The organism is Methylobacterium sp. Ger2507, from assembly GCF_055231875.1.
The window spans coordinates 3,005,972-3,030,000 of the sequence record NZ_JBUYVC010000001.1 but is presented as its reverse complement, the minus strand read 5'-3'; the positions used below and the strand labels follow the sequence as shown (position 1 = coordinate 3,030,000).

At 68.9% G+C, this 24,029-nt stretch carries 16 protein-coding genes (1 of these 16 cut by a window edge); 8 read left to right on the top strand and 8 right to left on the bottom strand.

Annotated features, from left to right (window positions below; translation table 11 throughout):
- A protein-coding gene (locus ACV7NL_RS14035; protein ID WP_463355978.1) for a 3-oxoadipate:acetyl-CoA acetyltransferase crosses the window boundary here: on the bottom strand, nt 1-749 show its 5' portion. The gene continues 94 nt to the left of window position 1, outside the view; only the first 749 of its 843 coding nucleotides appear in the window; its start codon is at nt 747-749; the stop codon falls past the left edge of the window.
- 176 nt (nt 750-925) lie between these two features.
- On the opposite strand from ACV7NL_RS14035, the gene aroQ reads away from it, so the two are divergent.
- Nucleotides 926-1,375 (top strand): type II 3-dehydroquinate dehydratase, encoded by a 450-nt coding sequence (gene aroQ / locus ACV7NL_RS14030; protein ID WP_463355977.1) that lies wholly within the window; start codon nt 926-928, stop codon nt 1,373-1,375.
- Between the two features lie 16 nt (nt 1,376-1,391).
- On the opposite strand, the gene ACV7NL_RS14025 is transcribed toward aroQ, so the two are convergent.
- The gene (locus ACV7NL_RS14025; protein ID WP_463355976.1) at nt 1,392-2,384 is read right to left on the bottom strand and encodes a DUF808 domain-containing protein; all 993 of its coding nucleotides are present in this window, start codon (nt 2,382-2,384) and stop codon (nt 1,392-1,394) included.
- Nucleotides 2,385-2,746: 362 nt separating this feature from the next.
- On the opposite strand from ACV7NL_RS14025, the gene ACV7NL_RS14020 reads away from it, so the two are divergent.
- The 5 genes from ACV7NL_RS14020 to ACV7NL_RS14000 all read left to right on the top strand — a co-directional run bounded on the left by ACV7NL_RS14020 (nt 2,747) and on the right by ACV7NL_RS14000 (nt 10,122).
- On the top strand, nt 2,747-3,394 hold the full coding sequence (locus tag ACV7NL_RS14020) for a hypothetical protein (protein WP_463355975.1): 648 nt from the start codon (nt 2,747-2,749) through the stop codon (nt 3,392-3,394).
- 691 nt (nt 3,395-4,085) lie between these two features.
- Nucleotides 4,086-5,171: an efflux RND transporter periplasmic adaptor subunit gene (locus ACV7NL_RS14015; RefSeq protein WP_463355974.1), complete on the top strand. Its 1,086-nt coding sequence runs from the start codon at nt 4,086-4,088 to the stop codon at nt 5,169-5,171.
- Entirely contained in the window at nt 5,168-8,269 is a 3,102-nt protein-coding gene (locus ACV7NL_RS14010; RefSeq protein ID WP_463355973.1) for an efflux RND transporter permease subunit, read from the top strand. Before ACV7NL_RS14015 ends, ACV7NL_RS14010 begins: the two co-directional genes overlap by 4 nt.
- Nucleotides 8,270-8,491: 222 nt before the next feature.
- Entirely contained in the window at nt 8,492-9,034 is a 543-nt protein-coding gene (locus ACV7NL_RS14005; RefSeq protein ID WP_056183658.1) for a TetR family transcriptional regulator, read from the top strand.
- Nucleotides 9,035-9,393: 359 nt separating this feature from the next.
- A complete protein-coding gene (locus ACV7NL_RS14000; RefSeq protein WP_463355972.1) occupies nt 9,394-10,122 on the top strand; it encodes an HWE histidine kinase domain-containing protein in 729 nt (242 codons plus the stop codon).
- A 78-nt stretch (nt 10,123-10,200) separates the two neighbouring features.
- Here the strand turns inward: ACV7NL_RS14000 and ACV7NL_RS13995 are convergent, their stop codons facing one another.
- From ACV7NL_RS13995 to ACV7NL_RS13980, 4 genes are all read right to left on the bottom strand, one after another.
- Nucleotides 10,201-10,620, bottom strand: a complete 420-nt coding sequence (locus ACV7NL_RS13995) for a response regulator (protein ID WP_463355971.1) — start codon at nt 10,618-10,620, stop codon at nt 10,201-10,203.
- Nucleotides 10,617-13,544 (bottom strand): PAS domain-containing protein, encoded by a 2,928-nt coding sequence (locus tag ACV7NL_RS13990; protein ID WP_463355970.1) that lies wholly within the window; start codon nt 13,542-13,544, stop codon nt 10,617-10,619. The genes ACV7NL_RS13995 and ACV7NL_RS13990 overlap by 4 nt, the downstream gene beginning before the upstream one ends.
- A gap of 80 nt (nt 13,545-13,624) precedes the next feature.
- A complete protein-coding gene (locus tag ACV7NL_RS13985; RefSeq protein ID WP_463355969.1) occupies nt 13,625-14,440 on the bottom strand; it encodes a Crp/Fnr family transcriptional regulator in 816 nt (271 codons plus the stop codon).
- A 367-nt stretch (nt 14,441-14,807) separates the two neighbouring features.
- Nucleotides 14,808-17,108: an FdhF/YdeP family oxidoreductase gene (locus tag ACV7NL_RS13980; RefSeq protein WP_463357132.1), complete on the bottom strand. Its 2,301-nt coding sequence runs from the start codon at nt 17,106-17,108 to the stop codon at nt 14,808-14,810.
- 227 nt (nt 17,109-17,335) lie between these two features.
- Between ACV7NL_RS13980 and ACV7NL_RS13975 the strand changes: the two genes are divergently transcribed.
- A complete protein-coding gene (locus ACV7NL_RS13975; protein WP_463355968.1) occupies nt 17,336-17,848 on the top strand; it encodes a hypothetical protein in 513 nt (170 codons plus the stop codon).
- A gap of 467 nt (nt 17,849-18,315) precedes the next feature.
- On the opposite strand, the gene gyrB is transcribed toward ACV7NL_RS13975, so the two are convergent.
- Together gyrB and ACV7NL_RS13965 are read right to left on the bottom strand one after the other, a co-directional pair.
- Nucleotides 18,316-20,763: a DNA topoisomerase (ATP-hydrolyzing) subunit B gene (gene gyrB, locus ACV7NL_RS13970; protein ID WP_056183622.1), complete on the bottom strand. Its 2,448-nt coding sequence runs from the start codon at nt 20,761-20,763 to the stop codon at nt 18,316-18,318.
- 598 nt (nt 20,764-21,361) lie between these two features.
- Nucleotides 21,362-22,006 carry an MBL fold metallo-hydrolase gene (locus ACV7NL_RS13965; RefSeq protein ID WP_056183620.1) on the bottom strand — a complete coding sequence of 215 codons (645 nt, stop codon included), beginning with the start codon at nt 22,004-22,006 and terminating at the stop codon, nt 21,362-21,364.
- 248 nt (nt 22,007-22,254) lie between these two features.
- Between ACV7NL_RS13965 and ACV7NL_RS13960 the strand changes: the two genes are divergently transcribed.
- Nucleotides 22,255-23,889 carry an ABC1 kinase family protein gene (locus ACV7NL_RS13960; RefSeq protein ID WP_056183618.1) on the top strand — a complete coding sequence of 545 codons (1,635 nt, stop codon included), beginning with the start codon at nt 22,255-22,257 and terminating at the stop codon, nt 23,887-23,889.
- Nucleotides 23,890-24,029 lie beyond the last annotated feature (140 nt).

Below are 24,029 nucleotides of genomic sequence, written 5' to 3'. Positions count from 1 at the left end.
GCATTGCTCGCGGCGAGGCGCTCCCGGGTGATCCGGATGTTGTCCTCCAGGCCCGTCCGCACCGCGTCGGCACCGCGTGCCAGAGCCCAGTCCATCACCTCCGCCTGATGCCGGCCGATCCCGGCGGCCGTCCAGGTCGCACCCGGCAGGATGCGCCGCATTTCGCCGAGGAGCAGGTCCAGGAGGTGCAGATCGGCCGGCAACGCATTCTTCACGCCCATCACAAACTGCACGTGCGGGCGCGCATCGATCAGGCCGGCTTCGGCCAACCGGAGGGCGCCGTGGAGATGGGACAGGTCGAAGATCTCGATCTCGGGCCGGACGCCGAACCGCTTCATCTGACCTGCCAGATCCGACACCAGCACCGCGTGGTTCTCGTACACGATGGTGGGGAAATTCACCGATCCGGTCGAGAGCGAGGCCATGTCCGGGCGGTGCTGTAGGGACAGCCCTCGGCTCGCCGGATCGCGCCCGCGTCCGCCCGTGGAGAATTGCACGATGAGGCCCGGGCAGTGCCGGCGCAGGCCATCCTGCACGGCGGCGAAGCGGTCCGGGTCGGAGGACGGGGTCTCATCGTCGTTGCGCACATGGATATGCGCCAGGGTGGCGCCCGCCTCGTACGCCTCCCGGGTCGAGGCGATCTGCTCGGCCACCGTCACCGGAAGGGCGGGAGTGTCGGATTTGCGCGGCACCGAGCCGGTGATCGCCACGGCGATGACGACGGGGTCGGTCTTGGCGGTGTCTGTCACGCACTGTCTCCCTGGCGGATGCGGTTGTCGCGTTCCTCACCGCTCCGCATGGCCGGCAGCCGCGGTGACCGCAAGCCTCCCGACGCACGGTCTCGCGTCCTCACCCGGAGGCCTTGCACCGCCTCGCGTGACAGAACCCTTTCCGACCCTCGGTGCTCGCTTTAAGGTTCCGCCGCATGAACGACACGATCCTGATCCTGAACGGCCCGAACCTCAACCTGCTCGGCCAGCGCGAACCGCACATCTACGGGCACGAAACGCTCGCGGACGTGGAGGCCCGATGCCGGAGCCTGGCCGCCGGATTCGGCCTCACGATCGCGTTTCATCAGAGCAATGCCGAGCACCAGCTGATCGACTGGATCCAGGCCTATCGGGTCGATTGCGCCGGCATCGTGATCAATGCCGGGGCCTACACCCATACCTCGATCGCGATCCTGGATGCCTTGAGCGCCTGCACGGTTCCGATCGTCGAGTGCCATATCTCGAACGTGTATCGGCGTGAGTCGTTTCGCCATCATTCCTACGTGTCGCCCGCCGCCACCGCGGTGATGGCGGGCTTCGGCACCCATGGCTACGAACTCGCCATCCGGCACCTCGCTCATCTGCGCGAAGCCCGGCAGGCTTAGGCAGCCCGCGGCCGCATCAGGCAGCCCGCATTCGCAGTCGCGCAAGACTGTTCCAGGCCGGCGCCAGGACGAAGCTCGTGATCGGGATGAGGGCGGCGCCGACGGCGAGGCCGACGAGGCCGGAGCCCGCCGCCGTCACCAGCCACTCGACGATTCCCGCAAGCGGACCCGCGACGCTCGCAGCCTGAACGGCAACCGCATGGATGGCATGACCGATTTCGGGCAAGCCATAGGTTTCGAGGCCATGCACCAGGATGCCGCCGCCGACCCAGATCATCGCGGCGGTGCCGACGATGGCCAGGATCTTGAGGAAGCCCGGCATGCCCTTGACCAGGGCGCGACCGAAGCCCCGGACGAGGCTGCCGAACGCCGACCGGCTGGTGTTGGCCGCCATGGCGACGCCGGCATCGTCCGCTTTCACGATCAGGGCGACGCCGCCATAGACCGCGACCGTGATTCCCACCGCGACCACGGCCAGTACCGCCGCCTTCATCCAGAACGAGCCCTCGGGCAGGGCCGCCAGGGTGATCGCCATGATCTCGGCCGACAGGATGAAGTCGGTCTTGATCGCGCTGGATACCTTCTGGTCTTCCAGCGCCTGGGCATTGCCGGCCGCCCCGTCGCGCTGGGCCTCGTGGGCATGGGCCTGATGCGGGAACAGCGCCTCGTAGACCTTCTGGCTGCCCTCGTAGGAGAGATAGGCGCCGCCGAGCATCAGCAGCGGCGTGATGGCCCAGGGCGCGAAGGCGCCGAGCGCCAGGGCTGCCGGCAGCAGGAACAGCAGCTTGTTGCGCAGGGAACCGAGGGCGATGCGGCCGACGATCGGCAGTTCGCGCTCGGCGGCGAAGCCCACGACGTACCGGGGCGTGACCGCCGCATCGTCGATGACGACACCGGCCGCCTTCACGCCGGCGCGGCCCGCCTGCGCCGCCACATCGTCGAGGGAGGCCGCCGCCACCTTGGCCAGGCCCGCGATGTCGTCGAGGAGCGCAATCAGTCCGATACTCACGAGAAATCCTTCCTGGGCACACCGCCGGCCGTCGCGGACCATCGTACGGGATCGGCGCTCGGCAAGCTCAGCCTTTACTAGAGACGAACGGCAGGTCGATTTGATCCGTGCCGATGCGGGAATGCCAAGGGCGAGACCGAATGATCTGTCCACACCTTCGCGATCGGGCGGAAGGTCTGTTCAGGCACAGCCGTCGGCTCCTTCGCGGCGGGCTTTATCACGGTCCCGAGCCTCCTGCCGAAGAGAAAGTGCGTACTGCGCCGGGATCGTCTCGACAAGTACTGGATGCATCCCGTATGATACCGGAGTGCTCGTTGTGAAATGGATTTCGCCGAGCGGATTTTACTGGGAATTCGAAGCCGATGAAGCGCCGCAGCGCGCGACCGTTCACGGTCGAAATCAAGCACAACCGCGCCTCGCTGTCCGAGGCCTCCGCCCGTCCCCGCAAAGACCAGAACCTCTGGCACGACGTCTCCCTGGAGGATGCGGACACCCGCGTCGAAGCGCCGGCCGCCCCCGCGGCGTGGGGCGAGGCGAGCGCGTCCAAATCCGGGACATCGAAGTCTGGACTGTCGAAATCAGGGACCTCGAAATCCGGGTCCTCCAAGCTCGAGTCGTCCACTCCCGAGGCCCCGGCCCGGCGCATCCTGCAGAGCCTGCTGCCGATGTTCGTACCCTCGCCCGAACCGGAGGTTCAGGCCCCACCCGTGGTCGAGCGGTTGCCACGCGTCCGGCGCGTCAAGCCTCCCGCGCCGCGTCAGGCCAAGCCGAAATCCGGTTTGAAAGATACGTCGGACTTCGACGCCAGCCCGCGCGCGGCCTTGCAGGTGCAGCAAGAAGCGACGGTGCCGCCGGCTGCGGCCATCCCGCCTGTCGCACGACCAGCCTCGATGGCGCCCCCGGCCGACGCCCCGGCGGCTTCGCTGCGGGCGACGCGTCGGGTCCAGAAGGACGTCGCCCTGCGCCCCGGGGAGCGTTGGAAGCGGCGCCTGCCCCGCGCGCTCTGGTAGAGCGCGCATCCCCGCGTCGGGCCTGGACCTCCAGCCAATGGTGTCGGGCCCGACCGTTGGCGAGCCGGGATGGCGCGTCCTCCTCAGCCGGGCTCACTCCCGCCGAACCCGAACCGGAAGCGCTGCCACGGTGCGGTTGCGCTCCCCGCGTGAGGCCTCTGGATTCGCTTATCCGGGAATGTGTCGTTCGGGCTCGGAGCGATGAGGTTGGGGCTCGGCTGACTTTGCTCGGCGGCAGGGGCTCCCCGGCCGCCCCAATGCCTCCTCACCGGCTCGCACGATCTCAAGGCGGCCTTGAAGCCGCCCGGTCAGCCGTACCGGGTTGTGCGCGAACCGGTGTTCCCGGAAATCGTGTGGTAAGGACGCGGAGCCGCGAGCTCGGCGCGCCGGTGCCGCTGTGCCGACTGGTCATGGCGTCAGGTTGTGGTGGATCGCCGACCACCGACCACCGACCACCGACCCGGGCGGAAGCCGGCGCTCCCTGTCTTCGTTCTGTCCTCGCCCTGCCCTCGCACGACCGCTCGCCCATGAGCTGCGCGCCGATGCCGTTTGACGATGCTGCTTGGTCAGCAGCCTGTCGGTGCGCGCTGGGCCGGAATTCTCGATCCGGCGCCCATTGACAGGTTCGTCATGCCAAAATAGATGATGATCATCATTCTTATAGGCGGATGGTTCGACCGTGGGGCGCAGAATGGATACGAGGGTGATGCTGGGGCTCGCGGGCCTGGCCCTGTCGGCCTGCTTGCCGGCCGAGACGGCGGTGACGCCGGAGCCGCCGCTGGTTCAGACCGTGGTGGTCGCGTCCGCCCCGGGTGGCGTTGCGCGCTATACCGGAGTGATCCGTGCCCGCACCGAGAGCAACCTCGGCTTCCGGGTCGGCGGCAAGATCTTCCAGCGCCTGGTCGATCCGGGCGACCGCGTGCGCCTTGGCCAGCCGCTGATGCGTCTCGACCGCACCGATTTCACCTTGGCGCTCAACGCCGCCCGCGCCTCGGTCGAGGCGGCCCGCGCCCAGATGATCAAGGCTCGGGCCGACGAGGAGCGCAGCCGCAAGCTGGTGGCCGACGGCTGGACCTCGAAACAGACCTACGACCAGAACAAGGGTGCGGCGGACGCGGCGAACGCGCAATTCGCCAATGCGGAGGCCCAGGCCAGCCAGATCCAGAACCAGGCCGGCTACGCGGAACTCCAGGCCGATGCCGACGGCGTGGTGATGGAGGTTCCCACCGAGCCCGGCCAGGTGGTCGCTGCCGGCCAGACGGTGGTGAAGCTCGCCCGCGACGGCGCGCGCGAGGCGGAGGTCTTCCTGCCCGAGGGCAGCCGGCGGGCTGCCGAAGGCGAGGCCTCCGCCACCCTCTACGCCGACGGAGCGGCGACCTACCCGGCACGCCTGCGCGAACTCTCCGCCACGGCTGATCCGGCCACCCGCACCTACCGGGCACGCTACATCCTGTCGGGCGGCGGCGAGGCCGCGCCGCTCGGCGCCACCGTGACCCTGCAACTCCGCGCCCTCGACGCCGGCCGGGCCGCCCGATTGGAGGTTCCGCTCGGCGCTCTGTTCGATCAGGGGCACGGCAGCGCCGTCTGGCGCTACGACGCCGCCACCGAGACGGTGAGGCCCCAGCCCGTGCAGGTCGCCCGCATGGGCGAGGAGCGCGCCGAGATCGCCGCCGGCCTGGCCCCGGGCGACCGGATCGTGGCGCTCGGTGCCCATCTCCTCAAGGCCGACCAGCGGGTGCGCCAGGCGCCGCCGAGCATGACGGGTGTGGTGCGATGAGCGGCTTCAACCTCTCGGCGCTCGCCGTTCGCGAGCGGGCCGTCACGCTGTTCCTGCTGATCGCGCTGACGGGGGCGGGCTTCTTCGCCTTCGAGAAGCTCGGGCGGGCCGAGGACCCGGCCTTCACCGTGAAGGTGATGACGGTCTCGGCCGCCTGGCCCGGCGCCACGGCGGAGGAGATGCAGCGCCAGGTCGCCGATCCTCTGGAGAAGCGTCTGCAGGAACTGGTCTATTACGACAGGGCCGAGACGACGGTCCGTCCCGGGCTGATGATGACGAAGGTCATCTTCAAGGACAACATGCCCCCGGCCAAGCTCGCCTCGGAGTTCTATCAAGCGCGGAAGAAGCTGTCGGATCAAGCCTCAAGCCTGCCGCGCGGCGTGCTCGGGCCGCTGTTCAACGACGAGTTCTCGGACATCTACTTCGCCCTCTACGCCGTGCAGGCCCGGGGCCTGCCGCACCGCCAGCTGGTGCTGCGGGCCGAGGACATGCGCCAGCGCCTGCTGCGCGTGCCCGGCGTCGAGAAGATCAACATCCTGGGCGAGCAGGCGCAGAAGATCTTCGTCGAGATCTCCTACCAGCGCCTCGCCACCCTCGGCATCACCGGCCAGCAGCTGCTTGCCGCGCTGGCCAACCAGAACGATGTCACGCCGGCCGGCTTCGTCGAGGCCGCGGGCCCGCGCGTGTACCTGCGCCTCGACGGCGCGATCGACGGGATCGATGCGATCCGCGACCTGCCGGTGGCCGCCGGCGACCGCAGCCTCAAGCTCGGCGATATCGCCGAGGTCACGCGCGGCTACGAGGACCCCAAGACCTTCGAAATCCGCAACGACGGCGCGCCGGCTCTGATGCTCGGCCTGGTGATGAAGCCCGGCTTCAACGGGCTGAAGCTCGGCGAGGCCCTCAACGCCGAGGAGGTGGCGATCCACCACGAGACCCCGGTCGGCATCACGTTCACCAAGATCACCGACCAGGCCAAGGTCATCGACGACGCCATCCACGAGTTCATGGTCAAGTTCTTCACCGCCCTCGGCGTGGTGATCTTCGTGTCCCTGGTGGCGCTCGGCTTCCGGGTGGGAATCGTGGTGGCGCTGGCCGTGCCGCTCACCCTGTCGGCGGTGTTCGTGGTGATGATGATCACCGGCCGCGATTTCGACCGGATCACGCTGGGCGCCCTCATCATCTCGCTGGGACTTCTCGTCGACGACGCCATCATCGCCATCGAGATGATGGTGGTGCGCATGGAGGAAGGCGCCGACCGCATCGAGGCTGCGACCTATGCCTGGAGCGCCACCGCCGCGCCGATGCTCACCGGCACGCTGGTGACCATCGCGGGCTTCCTGCCGGTGGGCTTCGCCGCCTCCACGGCGGGCGAATATGCCGGCAACATCTTCTGGGTGGTGGCCTTCTCGCTGATCATCTCGTGGATCGTGGCCGTGACCTTCACGCCCTATCTCGGCGTCAAGCTGCTGCCGAACATCAAGAAGGTCGAGGGGGGACACGAGGCGATCTACGCCACCAAGAACTACGAGCGCCTGCGCCGCCTCGTACGGATGTCAGTCGACCACAAGTGGCTCGCCGCCGGCATCACGGTCGGGCTGTTCGCGCTCGCCGTGGTGGCGATGGGGCGGGTCGAGCAGCAGTTCTTCCCCAATTCGGAGCGGCCCGAACTCATCGTCGAGGTCACCCTGCCGGCGGGTTCGGCCTTCAGGACTACCGAGGCCAGCGTCAAGCGGGTCGAGGCGGCATTGCGCGATCTGCCGGAGGCGGGCGAGATCACGAGCTACATCGGTCAGGGCATGCCCCGCTTCGTGCTCTCCTTCGACCCCGAACTACCCGATCCGGCCTTCGCGCAGATCGTGGTGCAGACGGCCGACGCCCAGGCCCGCGACGCCCTGCGGGGCAAGGTCCGCGCACTCGTGGACGAGGGCCGCTTCCCCGAGGCCCGGGTGCGCGTGCTGCAGATCGTGTTCGGCCCGCCGATCCGCTTTCCCGTCGCCTTCCGGGTGGTCGGACCCGATCTCGACGTGATCCGGGGCATCGCCGCCGAGGTTCGGGAGGTGATGGCGGCCAATGCCAACATGCGCCTCGTCCACCTCGACTGGGGCGACAAGACCCCGAGCCTGCATCTCGCCCTCGACCAGGAGCGCCTGCGCCTGATCGGCCTGACCCCGAAGGAGGCCGGCCAGCAATTGCAGACCTACCTCAACGGCACGCCCGCCACCCAGGTGCGGGAAAACCTGCGCTCCGTCGACGTGCTGCTGCGCAGCCCCGGCCCCGAGCGGCGCTCGCTCGGCGAGATCGGCGACCTGACCCTGGCGACGAAGGACGGACGGCAGGTGCCGGTCTCCCAGGTGGCCCGGCTGGAGAGCCGCACCGAGGACGTGGTTCTCAAGCGCTACAACCGCGAGACCTACATCCGCGTCCAGGGTGACGTGCTCGACGGGAAGCAGCCGCCCGACATCCACGCCCAGGTCTTCCCCCTGCTGGCGCCGATCAAGGCCAAGCTTCCGCCGGGCTACCGCATCGACACGGCCGGCGCCGTGGAGGAGAGCGAGAAGGCGATGCTGTCGCTGGTGGCGGTGTTCCCCATCATGCTGATCGTGACGCTGACGGTGATCATGATCCAGGTGCGCTCCTTCGCCACCATGTTCATGGTCTTCGCCACCGCCCCGCTCGGCCTCGTGGGCGCGGCGCCGACCCTGCTCCTCTTCCACCAGCCCTTCGGCTTCAACGCGATCCTCGGGCTGATCGCCCTGTCGGGCATCCTGATGCGCAACACCCTGATCCTGGTCGACCAGATCCACCACGATCAGGCGGCGGGGCTGTCGAACTACGAGGCCATCGTGGAATCCACGGTGCGACGGGCACGCCCCGTGATCCTGACGGCGGCCGCGGCCATGCTGGCCTTCATCCCGTTGACCCACTCGGTGTTCTGGGGGGCTCTGGCCTACGTGCTGATCGGCGGCGTCGGCGTCGGCACCCTGCTGACCCTGCTGTTCCTGCCGGCCCTCTACGCCCTGTGGTTCCGGGTGGGCCGAACCCCCGCGCCGGTGCCGGCCGGACAAGCCCCGCTGGCGAACCCGGCCGAGGCTTGATCGGCACGGAGCTGATCGAACCCCTCCCGGCCCTCCGGGCCGGGGCGGGGCGTTCCGGAATCGCGCGGCCCGATCGGCGCGCGCGGTCCATCGACCGGCCTACGCTTGTGCCCCCTCGCGCGGGCCGGTCGATCGGCGAAGGGAGCGGAAGCTGTTTTAAATGATGCCGCGCATCCATATGAGGGGGCGCAGACGAGGGTGGCGACGGACGAGGAGCGGCAGATGCCGAGGGTATCCCAGGAGCAGGCCCGGCTGAATCGCCAGCGCGTCGTCGAGGTCGCCTCGGCCCTGTTCCGCGAGCGCGGTCTGCACGGCGTCGGAGTGGCCGACATCATGGCGGCCGCCGGCCTGACCCATGGCGGCTTCTACGGTCAGTTCGCCAACAAGGAGGCCCTGGCGGCCGAGGCGTTCGACGCCGCGATCGCCGAGGAGTACCGGGGCGGTCCCGAGACCCTTCTGGCGAACTACCTTTCGGAGGCCCACGTCCAGACCCCCGGAAAAGGATGCCCCCTCGCGGCCCTCGCCAACGACGTCGCGCGGGAGCCGAAGGGGTGCCCCGTGCGTGCGCGCTTTACCCGAGGGGTCGAGGCGCTCGCCACCCTCCTGGCCGACCTGTCGCCGAAAGCCGCCCGCGCGCGCCGGCGGCAGCGCTCCCTGGCGACCTTGTCGACTCTGGTCGGCGCCATCGTGCTGGCCCGGGCCGTCGACGACGAGACGCTGGCCCAGGAGCTGATCGAAGCGGCCCGCGCCGCCGTCACCGCCTGAACCTCATGACCCCGAGTCCGGCGGCGGTCCCGGCTCGCCCGGTGGACACCCTGAAGTCTGGCGTTCTCGTTTGTCTGGTCGGGATAACCGGTTCCCACTGATCCCTGACAAACTTTCGGCAAAGGGCCCGAGGCGAGACCGGGCTGTCGTTGGATCGAGGGGGATGTGTTCGCCCTGACGTTCGGGGTTCCCGGCGCGAAACGCGGCGGCCGACCTTTTCACCGAACCTTGATGGAGCCGTCACGCTCCCACCGTGTTTTGCCGGCAGGTTCGGAAGCGTGAGCCGCACCGGCTCGGATCTTCTGCTCGAGCCGCACCGGCTCGGATCTTCCGCTAGCGCGCAACCTTCGGGGGCAACGTTGAACGCCGAAGACACCACCCTACGGCAGGCTCTGGCCGTGGCGAATGCGAAGGCGGCGGCCGCGGAGCGCCGGTTGATCGAGTCCGAGGCCCGCTACACCGCCCTGCAGACCGAGCAGCATCAGCTCGCGCGCGACCTCCAGCATCATGTCCGCAACATGTTGGCCGTGGTGCGTGCCGTGGCGCAGCGCTCGGCCGAGACCAGCGAGAGCGTCGAGGACTACGCCATGCATCTCGACGGGCGGCTCGCGGCGCTTGCCCGCGTACAGGGCGCGATGACGCTCAATCCGCGGGCGAAGCTCGATCTCCACGCGCTGATCTCGGACGAGCTGCTGTCGGCCCAGGCTCAGGAAGGCCTGCAGGTCGCTCTGTCGGGGCCGCCCGTACTGCTGCAGCCCCAGGTCGCCGGGACCCTCGGTCTCGTCTTCTATGAGCTGACGACGAACGCGGTCAAGTTCGGGGCCCTCAGCCATGCGGAGGGGCGGATCACCGTGTCCTGGCATGTCAGCGCCGATCCGTGGCCGAACCTGGTCGTCACATGGCGCGAGCAGGGGGGACCGCCCGTCGCCGCATCGCCGCGCAAGGGGTTCGGCCTGGGCTTGCTCGAGGATGGACTGCCCTACGAGCTGAAGGCCCGCGCGGATCTGCGCTTCGAACCGGCGGGTCTCGCCTGCACCATCATCCTGCCGCTCTCCGACCGGATCTGCGCGGGAGCCGCCCTCCCTTGACGGCGGCCTTCGCCTCAAAGCCGCCCTCCCCTGAAAGCCGCCCTGCTTTGAAGGAAGAAGTCGTTCCGGGGCGCCCCGTCAGCCGAAGAGCGCGTCGGTGACCATCGACAGCTCGAGGGGCTTTTCGCAATGGCGCACGCCGGCGTAGCGGCTCGGGATGGCAGCCTTGTCGTAACCGGTGGCGAACAGGAACGTCACGCCGCGCGCCTGCAGGGCATCGGCCACCGGGTAGACCGTCTCGTCCTGCAGGTTGATGTCGAGCACCGCCGCGTCGATCTCGGGCGTCGCCGCGATCAGCGCCAGCGCCTCCCCCACCCGCGGCACCGGCCCCAGCACCTCGGCCCCGCAGGCCTCCAACTGATGACGCAGGTCGTCCGCGATGAAGTACTCGTCTTCCACGACCAGCACGCGGCGGCCAGCGAGCGAGGGAGCGGCGGAATGCGAGGCACCGGCCGGATGGGTTGGATGGGTTGGATTCATGGAACTGACGCGACTCATGGGCTGACCTTCCTGGTTCGTTCGGTGAGGGGCAGGTCGATCGAGCAGTGCAGCTCCGTCGCCCCGAGTTCGTAGCGCGTCCGGGCCTGCAGCGCGTAGGGTAACGCCCGCTCGATCAGCTCCCGCCCGTAGCCGCGCCGGCTGGAGCGCTCCTCCGTGGAATGGCCGATGTCGTGCTCCATCCATGCCAGCACGAGGCGCCGGCCTGCGTCCTCGGATTCCTTGACGAACCAGCGCACTGCGAGCCGGCCACCCTCGGTGCTCAGCGCACCGTATTTGCGGGCGTTGGTGGCCAGCTCGTGCAGCGCCAGCGCCAGCGTCTGCACCATCGAAGGGCGCAGAAGCACCTCCGGCCCCTCCAGCGCGATATGACCCTCGGTCCGGGCGCCGAGCGCATCGAGCTCCAGCCGGACGAGCTGGCCGATCGTGATCGGCTCGCTCTGCGCCCGGGAGAGCAGACCCTGGACGCGCGACAGCGCCCCGAGCCGGGCGTTGAACTGCTCGCGAAAATCCTCGCCGGGGCCGGTCTGGGTCATGGTCTGTTGCGCGATGGAGCGGACCACCGCGATCAGGTTGCGCGTCCTGTGCTGCAGCTCGGCGACCATGACGGTCTGCTCCTCCTGCAGCCGGCGCAGGTCGTCGACGTCGGTCGTCGTGCCGAGCCATTCCAGGATGTGCCCCGACGGGTCGCGCACCGGGACCGAGCGGGTGCGATGCCACAGGTAGGCCCCGTCGCTCGCCCGCCGGACGCGGAACTCCGTGTCGAGCCGGCCGTGCGGGCGCGCTTCGTCCCATGCCCGCAGGCTCGCCTCGCGGTCGTCGGGATGGACCGCGTCCAGCCAGCCGAGGCCGTGGGACGCCTCCTGGCTCTGGCCCGTGAATGCGAGCCATTGCGGCCCCGCCCAGGTCCAGTCACCCTCGTCGCGGGAGCGCCAGACCAGTTGGGGGATGCCCTCCATCAGCGTGCGCAGCCGCCCTTCGCTCTCCCGCAGCGCGGCCTCGACCCGCTTCAGCTCGGTGACGTCCTGGCCGACGCCGCCGACGCGTTCGACGGCTCCGCTAGGCCCACGCATCGGAAAATCGGTGTTCCTGAGCCAGCGCAGACCGCCGTCGGGGCGGTGTACCCGGTACTCGAAGGTGGCATGCCCGCCTTCACGGACGCGCTGGATGCAGGCCGCTGCCGTTTCGCGATCGTCCGCGACGATCAGGTCGGTCCAGTTGCGGAAGGTGTCGCCGGTGAGCGCATCGGTGACGGACAGGCCGTAGATGGCCTCGAAGGCAGGGCTCAGATACTCCCATTCGAGGGTGGTGGCGTCCCGGATCCAGAGAACCTCGGAGGAGGCCTCGGCGAATTGTCGAAACCGCGCCTCGCTCTCCCGCAGCGCTTCGTCGCCGCGGTGGCGAGCGATGTAGTTGGCCGCCGTCCAGGCGAGCAGGTCGACCAGCCGCAAGGCGTCGTCGCTCGGGCGGTGGGGCTGGCGGAACTGGGTGCTCAGGACGCCGACGAGATCGCCCTTCCGGCTGATCATGGGGGTGCACTGGAAGGCGTGCACCTCCGAAGCGGCGACGAGGTCACCGTCCGGCGTCCCCGCGAAGCCGGGAATGTCCGCCATATCGGCCACCACCAGCTGCTGCCGGCGGACGCGGGCGAGTTCGCAGCCCTCGGTGAAGCTGTCCTGGCGGAAGCGTTCGATGACCGGGGCGTCGGGCTCGTAGCCGAGCGCGCGCACGATCTCCAGGGTCTCTCCGGTGTTGGCGACCAGTTGGATGACGCCACGATCCGTCTTCGTGAACGCGACGGCGGCGGCCAGGATCTCGTCCAGAGCCGCCTCGAAATCCGCCGTGTCGGAGATCCGGGATTGCAGATCGTGCAGCCGCCGCATGCCGGCGAGGTCCGCGGCCAGACGGCCCTCGCTCTCCCGCAGGGCCGTCTCGGCCTGGACCCGTTCGACCGAGGCCCAGGTGCGCTCGGCCACTTCCTCGATGAGCGCGATATCGTGGGGCGACCAGTCCCGCGGCGCGCGGCTGTGGACCGCCAGCACGGCGACGAGGCGGCCGGTCTTGACGAGCGGCACGTCGACGAGGCTGGCGACCGAGATCCGAGCGAAGGCCGCGCGCGCCGGTGCGGTGCGGAGATCGAGCGCCACATCCGGAATGGCGACGGTCTGTCCCTGCCGCAGTTCCGCGATGAAGGCCGCGCCGAAATCCTCGAGACGGTGGCGGCCGACGTTGCTCGGGATGGTGCCGTCGTTCCAATCCCGCGTGACCGTGACGTGATCGCCGGAGGGGTCGGCCTCCGCATAGGTGACCTGGCCGGCGCCGAGATGCTGGCCGAGGGCCGCCGTGACCATCGCGATGACCGCGTTCGGATCGGTGTGGAGGCGCAGCGTGTCGGAGAGGCGCAGCAGGAACGCCTGCCGTGCCTCGCTCGCGCGAAGCCGCTCGTCGAATCGGTGCTCCTCCGTGACATCGAAGCTCACGCCGTTGACGATCCAGGGGCGCTCCGCCTCGGCAACGCCGCGCCAGCGCACCCAGCGCCCCCGGGCGGGTCCCGCGACGACCTCCAGCAGGCCGTCGAGCTCCTCACGGTTGGCGATGGCGCGGGTCACCATCTCGTGCATTGCGATCTGCCCCTGCGGGGACATGCGATCGGTGAAGGCGGAGAGGGGGCGAGCCTCCTCGGCGGCCGGGAATCCCCACAACGCCAGGAACGCCGCGTCACCCCAGATCAGCCGCTCGCGCAGGTCCCAGCACCAGGTGCCCATGCGGCCGCCCTCGAGAGCGATGCGGCGAAGCGCTTCGCTCTCTCGAAGGGCGGTTTCGATACCGGCTTTTTCCCGCAGGGCCGCTTCTTTCTCCCGCAGGGCCGCTTCGAGAGCCGCGAGTCGGCTCCGAAGCGCCTCGATGTCCACGGCGGCGGTCACGGCGCGACGCGGGGTGCGCGCGCGGCTGAACGACCGGCCGGGGACGGGAAGCGGGGAATCGGCACGGGGTTGTCCGCGCCTCAGGCCAACCCGCTGACCAGCCCGACGACAGCATGGCCTTTCGCGCCGTCGACAGGCTGCAGATAGGCCGGGTTGAACTCCCCGATCTCCTGGAGGCGCCTCACCTTGAGAAGCCGCAGGCTCTTGCCCCTGAGCTCGACCAGACCCTGGCGCCGCAGCTCCTGAAGCGTGCGGTTCACGTGGACGTTCGAGAGGCCCAGCGTGTCGCCGAGATCCGCCTGCGTCAGCGGCAGGGGACAGGAATCGCCCTCGGCCATGCCCACCATCTGGAAGCGGGTCAGAAGCTCGCAGAAGAGGTGCGCCATCCGCTCCATGGCCGAGCGGCAGCCGAGATTCACCACCCACTCGCGCGTGGTCGCCTCCTCGAAGAGCCTGGCTATGCGCAGCGCCTGCGCGATGTTGGGGTGGCGGGCGACCAGATCCGCCAGGGCCTGGCGGGGGATACGGACCACGACGGAGGAGGCCAGGGTCCCCACCGCATGATCCATGCGACCGAGATAGGACGCATCGACATCGCAGAGATCGCCCGGCAACAGGTACGCCATGATCTGACGCTGGCCGGCCTGACGCTGCTTGTAGCGGCAGGCGAAGCCTTCGAGCAGCATGACGGCATCCCCCGATCCCTCCTCGCTGCGGATGAGGTCGACGCGCGGCCCGAGCAGCCGCGGCGGGAGACTGATCTCCTCCAGGGCCGCGACATCCGCCGCATTCAGGCTCACCAGGCTTTGGAGCTTCCGGATCAGCGGGTTGCGACCGGGGTCAGGCTCGGCCGTCCTGACCGGAGTAGCGGGAACGAGGCTAAGACGGGCGTTCATGGATGCGGCTCCCAGAACGCCGGCAGCATCAGAGCAGGCCGGCAGACAAACGGGCGATGTCCGCGACCGTAATCCAAAGGGTATGCGTTTGTTATCCCTCAGTGTCTGATGGTGTTGTGTCCGACACTTCCCCAATGTTCGATAAAATACCGATTTAACGCATGTTATAATCGGTTCTTTCGCCTGAGAAAGAGCAGTTTCTTCATGGATTTCACTGTCAAGGTCGTGCCGTCACGGCTTCGATGACTGCCCCGATCGCCTTGGATCGATCATGCCGGCTGGTTATGTGCTGGCGTGACCTGTTCGCGTGTGACCTGTTCGCGCCTGCCTTGCCGCCTCCCCCGCGGCATTCGTCGCGATCCCGCTCTCAGCCGGTCGCGTATTCCAGTTGCGGCGCGAGCACGCGGTCGTCGTCGGCCTGTATGGTGACCGGGATGGTCTTGGCCGCCGGGGTTTTGCTGCCGATCGCGTAATGCCAGATCGGCAGAAGCACGTTGCATTCCGGATAGTAGCCGCCGATGCAGCCGATGGGGATGTCGTAGGCGACGACGAGCATGTCGGAGAGCCGGCGGTCGATGCCGTCGTCCGCCACCGTCTTCAGGGTCACGGCCTGGCCGATCTTCAGCCCGAGCCGGTCGATGTCCGAGCGGTTCATCAGCACCACCTTGCGGGTGTTCTTGATGCCCCGGAAGCGGTCGTCGTAGCCGTAGACCGTGGTGTTGAACTGGTCGTTCGAGCGCAGCGTGATCAGGCGCAGCACGTCGTGCCCCACCGTCGGCATGTCCGCATCCTCGTCGAGGCCGCCGGGCGTCACGATGTTGGCCCGGCCCGTCTCGGTGTGCCACTGGCGCTTGCGCGCCGGCAGGTCACGCTGGAAACCGCCCGGCTCCCACATCCGCCGCTCGTAGTCCCAGAACGACTCGGGCAGCGTCTCGCCGATCGCCTTGCGGATCTCGGCGTAATCCTCCTGCCAGACGTCCCAGAGCACGCGTGGATTGGGGTCGAGCACCCGCCGGCCCAGCTCGCAGATGAGCCGGATCTCGCTGATGAGGTGGGGCGAGGCCGGCCGGCGCACGCCGCGATTGCCGTGGATGCAGGCGGAGGTGTCCTCCATCGAGAGGACCTGCTGCCCCATCTTCGTCTCGTCGATCTCGATGCGGCTGATCACCGGCAGGATGTAGCTGATCTCGCCCGGCAGCAGGGCCGAGCGATTGAGCTTGGTGATCACGTTGACGGTGAGGCGCAGGCGGCGCCAGGCCGGCTCCATCTGGCCGTGATCGGGAATCGCCCGGACGAAGTTGCCGCCCAGCATGAAGAAGGCCTGGACCTCGTCCTTGAGGATCGCCTCGCAGGCCTCGACCGTGTTGTAGCCGGCCTCCCGTGGCGGTTCGAAGCCGAACTGCGCACCGAGCCGGTCCAGGGGAAACAGCTCGGGCTTCTCGGTGATCCCCACCGTGCGCTGGCCCTGCACGTTGGAATGGCCGCGGATCGGGCAGATGCCGGCGCCGACGCGGCCGAGATTGCCGCGCATCAGCAGGAGATTGACCAGCATCTGCACGGTCTCGACCCCGGCCCGGTGCTGCGTCAGCCCCATGCCGTAGACGCCGATCACCGCGTGCGAGCGGCCGTAGACGGTGGCGGTCGCCTCCATGTCGGCCCGGCGCAGGCCCGAGCGCCGTTCCAGTTCGTCCCAATTCTGCGCGCGGAGCCAGTCGGCGAAGGTGTCGAAGCCGTGGGTGTGCTCGGCGATGAAGGCCTCGTCCAGCACCCCCGGGCCGCCCGTCGTGCGCGAGGCCTCGTGCGCTTCCAGCACGGATTTGCAGATGCCGGCGAGGGCCGCGAGGTCGCCGCCGGCCTTGACCTGGTGATATTGCGAACTGATCCGGGTGTCCTTGCCGGTCAGCATCTCGGTCGGTGATTGCGGGTTCAGGAACCGTTCCAGCCCGCGCTCGCGCAAGGGGTTGTAGGTGATGATCGGGACGCCGCGCTCGCTCGCCTCCTGAAGCGGATGGAGCATGCGGGGCGCGTTGCTGCCCGGATTCTGGCCGAAGAACAGGATGCAGTCCGTCTTGCCGAAATCCTCCAGATTGACCGTCCCGACCGGCTGGCCGATGCTGGCGGGCAGCGCCACCGAGGTGGTCTCGTGGCACATGTTGGACGAGTCCGGCAGGTTGTTGTTGCCGTAGAGCCGGGCGAAGAGCTGATAGAGATAGCTCCCCTCGTTCGACAGGCGGCCCGAGCTGTAGAACACGGTGCCCTTTTGGCGATCGTCGACGGCGCGAAGCTCGCGGGCGATCTCATCGAGGGCATGCCCCCAGGAGACCGGAACGTACTTGTCGCTGGCGGCGTCGTAGCGGAGAGGATGAGTCAGGCGCCCCGGCTGTTCGAGGTGGTAATCGTCCCAGCCCCGAAGTTCGGTGACGGTGTGCTCGGCGAAGAACTTCGGCGTGCAGCGATGCGCGGTCAGTTCCCAGGCGACCGCCTTGACGCCGTTCTCGCAGAACTCGAACGGCAGCGGGTTCGCGGGCTTCACCCAGGCGCAGCTGGTGCACTGGTAGCCGTCGACCTTGTTGTGGCGGGTCAGCGCGATCGGGACGCTCGCCAGCACACCCTCGCGCCTCAGGATGTTGCCGACCGAACGGGCCGACCCCCATCCACCGGAGGGCATGCGGTAGGGCTTGAAAACGGGCTTTTTCAACGAATGATCTCCCTGTCGCCGCGACCTGAACGACGCGCTGGGGCCGAGGCCGACCGGCCGGATCGACCTTTCCCGTCGGAGCCGGGAAACATTGCCCGCCTGCCCAGGTTGCACCTCCAACCCGCCGCCTTGGCGTTTGTTCGAAACTTGGCGTTTGTTCGAGAGATTATGCTCTGGGCTTAACGAAGGTTGTCGTCATGATTACCCAAGACTATCTGCTGAAGAAGCCCGCTCGACCATCGGTGCCAAAGATGTTTCTCGATACGCAGATCGTCCCGGTGGCCGTCAATGCCGCGGGCGCGTTCGAAGTCGCGCTGGACCGGACGGCCCGGCGCCTGGGTGTCCGGCCGGTCGTGATCGTCGCCGTGGGCCTCGCCGGATTAGGCCTCGCGGCGGCGAGCCTCGCCGCATGGTCCGGAATGCGTCGCAGGCAGCGGCGGACGCGCGTCGTCGAACAACCGCCGCTGCGCGAGATTGCCCCCGCCCCGCGAGACGACGGCGCGAGGATGTCCGGGACCGGACCAGCGCCGCAGGACCATCCGGACCGGTCGCAGGGTCGGTCCCGCGCGGATCTGGCCGCCGAACGGGCGCCCGGACCATGGACGCCCGACGCGGACCTTCGCGCCCGTCAGGAACAGCTTCTGGACGAGGCGATCGAGGAAACCTTCCCGGCCAGCGACCCGATCGCCCCGAAGCGGATCACCCGCTAGGCAACCCGCAGAGCGGAGGTGGGGCGAGCCCGTCCGGCGTGGCGTTTCCGTGGCGTTCTGCTCAGAGATTTTCCCCGGGAGAGCCATTGCCGGAATGGCGGCCGATCACGGGTGCCGACAGGGATTTCTCACGGCGCGGCCTGGGTTGGACGCGAAGGCGGCGCCGAGAAGCCGTTGCGGCGCACGGAGCGCCTCCTGCGCGAGGATTGTGCGCACCAGCCGGACCGGATCGTCACGGCGCAGGGTCGAGGCTTTCGCCGTGTCGCGCGACGGCGATGAGGCCCAAGCATCTGCGCGATAGAGCCGGCACCGGACCCGGCCCAACGGCCGGATGCGAGACGGCAGCGGGTCGAGGCGGACCCGACGAGCCCGGCCCTCGCGACGGTCTCGCCTTTTAAATAGGCGCCGACTCCCGGCGGCCACGCCGTGGTGCGCCGGTGCTCCTGCGCGCTGGCCCAGCTCCGATTTTACACGTCGAGGTTGGCGACGCTGAGCGCGTTGTCCTGGATGAACTCGCGGCGGGGTTCGACCACGTCGCCCATCAGCTTCACGAACAGATCGTCGGCGTCCTGGGTGTCCTTGACCTTGACCTGGAGGAGCGAGCGCACGTCGCGGTCGAGGGTGGTCTCCCACAGCTGCTGGGCGGTCATCTCGCCGAGGCCCTTGTAGCGCTGGAGCTGCAGGCCCTTGCGGCCGAAGGCCATCACCGCCTCGAACAGGCCGACGGGGCCGTGCAGGGTCGTCTCGTCGCCCTTGCGCGCGTAGGTGACGGGCTCGTCGTAGATCTCCCGCAGGGCTTCCGCCCGGTCGGCGAGGCGCCGGGCCTCCTGCGAAGCCAGGAGCGAGGCGTCGAGGGTCGCCACCTGGCGCACGCCGCGCAGGGTGCGGCTGAGGACGTAGCCGCCTTCCGAGACGGAACCTTCCCAGCCGCGCTCGATGTCGTCGGCGATCCGGTCCATGCGCCGGGCGACCGTCCCGGCCAGACCCTCGGCCTCCGCCGCGTTCTCGTCGACATTGGTCCGGAACGCGCCGGCGATCAGGGCCTGCTCGACCACGGCGCGGTCGTAGCGGGTGTGGAGCGCCTGCATCAGCCCGCGGAACTGGCGGGCCTCCTCGACCAGGGACTTCAGCTGCGCGCCGCCGAACTCGGTGCCGGAGGCGAGCCGCAGCACGGCGCCCTCGACGCCGGCATCGATCAGGTAATCCTCCAGCGCCCGCTCGTCCTTGAGGTAGAGCGCCGACTTGCCCTTGGCGGCTTTGTAGAGGGGCGGCTGGGCGATGTAGAGGTGCCCGCGCTCGATCACCTCCGGCATCTGCCGGAAGAAGAAGGTCAGCAGCAGGGTACGGATGTGCGAGCCGTCGACGTCGGCATCCGTCATGATGATGATGCGGTGGTAGCGCAGCTTTTCGGGGTTGAAGCCCTCGCGGTCGGTCGATGACCGTCCGATGCCGGCGCCCAGCGCCGTGATCAGCGTGCCGATCTCGGCCGAGGACAGCATCCGGTCGGCGCGCACGCGCTCGACGTTAAGGATCTTGCCCCGGAGGGGGAGCACGGCCTGGAAGGTCCGGTCGCGGCCCTGCTTGGCAGAACCGCCGGCGGAATCGCCCTCCACCAGAAGGATTTCGCATTTCGAGGGATCGCGCTCCTGGCAATCGGCGAGCTTGCCGGGCAGGGAGGCGATGTCGAGGACGCCCTTGCGGGTCACGGTCTCGCGGGCCTTGCGGGCCGCCTCGCGGGCCGAGGCCGCCATGATGACCTTGGCCATCACCGAGCGGGCCAGCGTCGGGTTCTCCTCGAGCCAGTTCGACAGGCCCTCGTTGAGGACGTTCTCGACGGCCGGGCGCACCTCGGAGGAGACCAGCTTGTCCTTGGTCTGCGACGAGAATTTCGGGTCCGGCACCTGCACCGAGATCACGGCGGTCAGGCCCTCGCGGCAATCCTCGCCGGTGAGCGAGATCTTTTCGCGCTTGGCGATGCCGGACGATTCCGAATAGCCGGTGATCTGGCGCGTGAGGGCGGCGCGGAAGCCCGCCATGTGGGTGCCGCCGTCGCGCTGCGGAATGTTGTTGGTGAAGGGCAGCACGGTCTCGTTGAACGAGTCGTTCCACCACAAGGCGACTTCGACGCGGATGTTGTCGCGCTCGGCCCGCACCATCACGGGCTTCTGCATGCCCTCGATCGGTTTGCGGGAGCGGTCGAGGTAGCGCACGAAGGCCTCGATACCGCCCTCGTAGAACAGCTCCTCGCGCTTGTGCTCGGCGTGGCGCGCATCGGTGAGGACGATCCGGACACCGGAATTCAGGAAGGCCAGCTCGCGCAGGCGCTTCTCCAGCGTCGCGTAGTCGAACTCGATCATCGTGAAGGTGTCGGTGGACGGCAGGAACGACACCTCGGTGCCGCGCCGGCCGTTGCCGTCGCCGACGATGATCAGCGGCGAGACCGCGTCGCCGTGGCGGAACTCCATGGCGTGCTCCTTGTCGTTGCGCCAGATGCGCAGGCGGAGCCATTGCGACAGGGCGTTGACCACGGAGACGCCGACGCCGTGCAGGCCGCCGGAGACCTTGTAGGAATTCTGGTCGAACTTACCGCCGGCATGGAGCTGGGTCATGATGACCTCGGCCGCCGAGACCCCCTCCTCCTTGTGGATGTCGGTGGGGATGCCGCGGCCGTTGTCGGAGACCGTGACGGAGCCGTCGGCGTTCAGCGTGACGGTGACGAGGTCCGCGTGGCCCGCGAGCGCCTCGTCGATGGCATTGTCGACCACCTCGTAGACCATGTGGTGCAGGCCCGAGCCGTCGTCGGTATCGCCGATATACATGCCGGGGCGCTTGCGCACGGCGTCGAGCCCCTTGAGGACCCGGATGGATTCCGCGCCGTAGGCATCGGCGGCGAGATTGTGGGAGCTGTCGGACATGAACTTCCTCGGGCAGGCGGGCACTTGGGCTGAGCTGTCGGCCCAGGCCGGACCCCCGCGCGCCTGCGTTTCGTACTTGCTCACGCAATATAGGCGTTTCGCGTTGAGAATGCATCGTTTCCGGCGCTTTGCGAGCCCGGAAACGACGGGATGATGGGCGGTCGGCTTTAACGATCGGTCAAGGCCGCCTCGCCGGCGCGACGGTGGCGCCCTCCACCCCAGTTGCGGCGTTCGTCGATCGGTCCGGATACGGGGTGTGCGCCGGGGACGGACGGGGACACGGGCACGGTTCCTCACCCCCTTCGTAGCAGGCAGGGCGATCACGGATGGCACCACTCCGTCCTTCCGGGGCGCCGCAGGCGAGCCCGGCCCCGAAGGCGGGCGCCGGGGACGTGCAATCCAGAGCCGCTGACGGTGCAACGTCTTGCGCCACCTGCGTTTCTGGATCCCGGGTTCCGCTACGCGGCCCCGGGATGACGGGGCGCTACGAGCGGGTCTCCGACGCGCGAATCCCGCGGACTCTCAGGCCTGCCGGGCTTCGATCCTGCCGAGCCTCAATCTCGCCAAGCCCCACTCGCCAAGCTTCACTCGCCAAGCCTCAATCCTGCAGGAACGGGTTCGTCATCCGCTCCTCGCCCAGCGTGCTGGTGGGGCCGTGGCCGGGGATGAAGGCGACATCGTCGCCGAGCGGCAGGACCTTGTCCTTGATCGCCCGGATCAGCTGTTCGTGGCTGCCGCCCGGCAGGTCGGTGCGGCCGACCGAGCCCTTGAACACCACGTCGCCCACCAGGGCGAAGCGCGCGTCGCGGCTCATGAACACCACGCTGCCGGGGGAATGGCCGGGGGCGTGCAGGATGTCGAAGGTCAGGCCGCCGACCTCGACCACGTCGCCGTCGCCGAGCCAGCGGTCCGGCGTCACCACCCGGGCGCCGTCGATCCCGTAATTGGCGCCGGTCTCCGGCAGGCTGTCGAGGAGGTAGCGGTCGGCCTCGTGCGGACCCTCGATCGGGACGCCGAGACGGTCGCGCAATTCGGCCGCCCCGCCCGCATGGTCGATATGGCCGTGGGTGAGCAGGATCTTCTCGATGGTGATGCCCTGGTCGGCGATCGCCGCCGTGATCCGGTCGAGGTCGCCGCCCGGATCGACCACGGCGCCGACCTTGGTCTCGTCCGACCAGATCAGGGTGCAGTTCTGCTGGAAGGGGGTCACCGGGATGATTCCGGCGCGGGGCGTGCCTGGCATCAGGGGTCTCGCGGGATGGCGCCGGGGCGGTGCCGGGTCGGCGCAGGGTTGACGCGGGGAGGTGTGGCGCCGCGGCGGCGCCGGTGGCCGCCTGTCTAGCCCGAGATCGCCGTTGGCGCGAATCCGCCGCGCCGCCATCGTCACCTCCGCCAAACTTCGGCCTCGCCACGGGACTAGCGGGGCCTTAACCACGATCCGGCCGCCCGCTCGGCCGGCTCCCCCTCCCCCGACCCGGGTCCCTTGCGCACATGCTGAAAACCGCCTTCGTCGCCGCACGGGACCGGCAGCGCCTCGGGGAGATCGCGTCCGTCCTCATCGGATTCGGTGTCACCAAGGTGGTCGAGCGCCTGGGCCTCGCCCAGGTCGCGCGGCTGGCCAAGCGCCGGACGCCGCAGGTCGACATCGCCCGCCTGTCGCAGCCCCAGCGGGTGCGCCGGGCGATCGAGACCCTGGGGCCGACCTTCGTCAAGCTCGGCCAGATCCTGGCGAGCCGGCCCGACCTCCTGACCCCGGAATGGACCGAGGAGCTGGAGAAGCTTCACAGTCAGGTTTCGCCGATCCCGTGGGAGCGCATCCGGCCCCAGCTCGAGGAGGACCTCGGCGGCCCGGCCTCGGAGATCTTCGCCGAGTTCGACACCACGCCGCTCGCCGCCGCCTCCATCGCGCAGGTCTACCGCGCCCGCCTGCAGACCGGCGAGGAAGTGGTGGTGAAGGTGCTGCGCCCCGGCCTGCGCAAGATCATCGAGGCGGACCTGCGCCTGATGGGTCACGCCACCCGCATCGTCGTGGACGAGTGGCCGGAATTCGGGCGCTACCAGCCCCAGGAACAGATGCGCCATCTGGCCAGCGGCCTCTACGGCGAACTCGACCTCATCAATGAGGCGCGCAACTGCGAGACCATCGCGGCGATCTTCGCCGACCGCGACGACATCGTGGTGCCCAAGATCCACTGGGAATGGACCTCCGAGCGCGTGCTGGTGCAGGAATTCGTGCACGGCATCCCACCCAACGACCATCCCCGGCTCGACGCGGCGGGCTACGACAAGGTGCTGCTGGCCCAGAAGGGCACCGACGCCTTCCTGCAGATGGCCCTGATCGAGGGCGTGTTCCACGCCGATCCGCATCCCGGCAACATGCTGATCATGCCGGACAACCGGATCGGCTTCATCGATTTCGGCATCATCGGGCGCCTGTCCCAGCGCCGCCGGACCCAGCTCCTGATGCTGATCGGCGCCATGCTCAAGGAGGATTCCGACGGGCTGATGGCCGTGCTCCTCGACTGGAGCGGCTCGAGCAACCCGGACCTGACCAAGCTCGAGGCCTCGTCGCAGGCCTTCGTGGCGCGCCACACCGGCGCCTCCCTCGATTTCGGCGCCCTGCTCACCGACTTCATGACCATGGCGCGCGAGAACGACCTCGCCATGCCCACCGATCTGGCCATCCTGTTCAAGGGCCTGGTCACCGCCGACGGCGTGATGCGCCAGCTCGACCCCGGCTTCGACCTGTTCTCGGCCGCCGGACCGACCGTGAAGCGCAAGCTCGCCTCGCAGTTCTCGATCAAGGGCATCACCCGCAAGGTCGAGGCGGTGGGAGCCGGCCTGTTCGGCGCCGCCTCCGAGCTGCCGACCCTGATCCACCTCATGCTGGTGCGCCTGAAGCAGGGCCGCGTCACCGTCGAGATCGAGCTGAAGGGCATAGAGAAGCTGACCCGCGGCATCGAGCGCGCCGCCGCCCGCATCGCGGTGGCGCTCATCGTCGCCGCCTTCGCGACGCAGCTCGCCCCGCGCTTCATGGACCTCGGCACCCCGGCCTTCATCACCGTCGGCGCGGTGGTCTGCGTGATCGGCATCGGCTGGCTCGTGCTGCTGGGGCGCAACAAGTAGGGGCTGGGCACTCACGCCTGCCGGCGGACTGGGACGGTCCCGGCCGATTGCCGGGACGGGACGGCGATCGCCTCGGATGCCGGCATCCGCTCGCGTCCACCATCTTAAATCAGCCGCGTTGTGCGGTGCATCTGCCGCGC

Bases quoted from the DNA above. Each gene is read 5' to 3' on its own strand.
- aroQ (WP_463355977.1), top strand. From the start codon at position 926: ATGAACGACACGATCCTGATCCTGAACGGCCCGAACCTCAACCTGCTC.
- ACV7NL_RS14020 (WP_463355975.1), top strand. From the start codon at position 2,747: ATGAAGCGCCGCAGCGCGCGACCGTTCACGGTCGAAATCAAGCACAAC.
- ACV7NL_RS14015 (WP_463355974.1), top strand. From the start codon at position 4,086: ATGGATACGAGGGTGATGCTGGGGCTCGCGGGCCTGGCCCTGTCGGCC.
- ACV7NL_RS14010 (WP_463355973.1), top strand. From the start codon at position 5,168: ATGAGCGGCTTCAACCTCTCGGCGCTCGCCGTTCGCGAGCGGGCCGTC.
- ACV7NL_RS14005 (WP_056183658.1), top strand. From the start codon at position 8,492: ATGCCGAGGGTATCCCAGGAGCAGGCCCGGCTGAATCGCCAGCGCGTC.
- ACV7NL_RS13995 (WP_463355971.1), bottom strand. From the start codon at position 10,620: ATGAGTCGCGTCAGTTCCATGAATCCAACCCATCCAACCCATCCGGCC.
- ACV7NL_RS13985 (WP_463355969.1), bottom strand. From the start codon at position 14,440: ATGAACGCCCGTCTTAGCCTCGTTCCCGCTACTCCGGTCAGGACGGCC.
- ACV7NL_RS13980 (WP_463357132.1), bottom strand. From the start codon at position 17,108: ATGCCCTCCGGTGGATGGGGGTCGGCCCGTTCGGTCGGCAACATCCTG.
- ACV7NL_RS13975 (WP_463355968.1), top strand. From the start codon at position 17,336: ATGATTACCCAAGACTATCTGCTGAAGAAGCCCGCTCGACCATCGGTG.
- gyrB (WP_056183622.1), bottom strand. From the start codon at position 20,763: ATGTCCGACAGCTCCCACAATCTCGCCGCCGATGCCTACGGCGCGGAA.
- ACV7NL_RS13965 (WP_056183620.1), bottom strand. From the start codon at position 22,006: ATGCCAGGCACGCCCCGCGCCGGAATCATCCCGGTGACCCCCTTCCAG.
- ACV7NL_RS13960 (WP_056183618.1), top strand. From the start codon at position 22,255: ATGCTGAAAACCGCCTTCGTCGCCGCACGGGACCGGCAGCGCCTCGGG.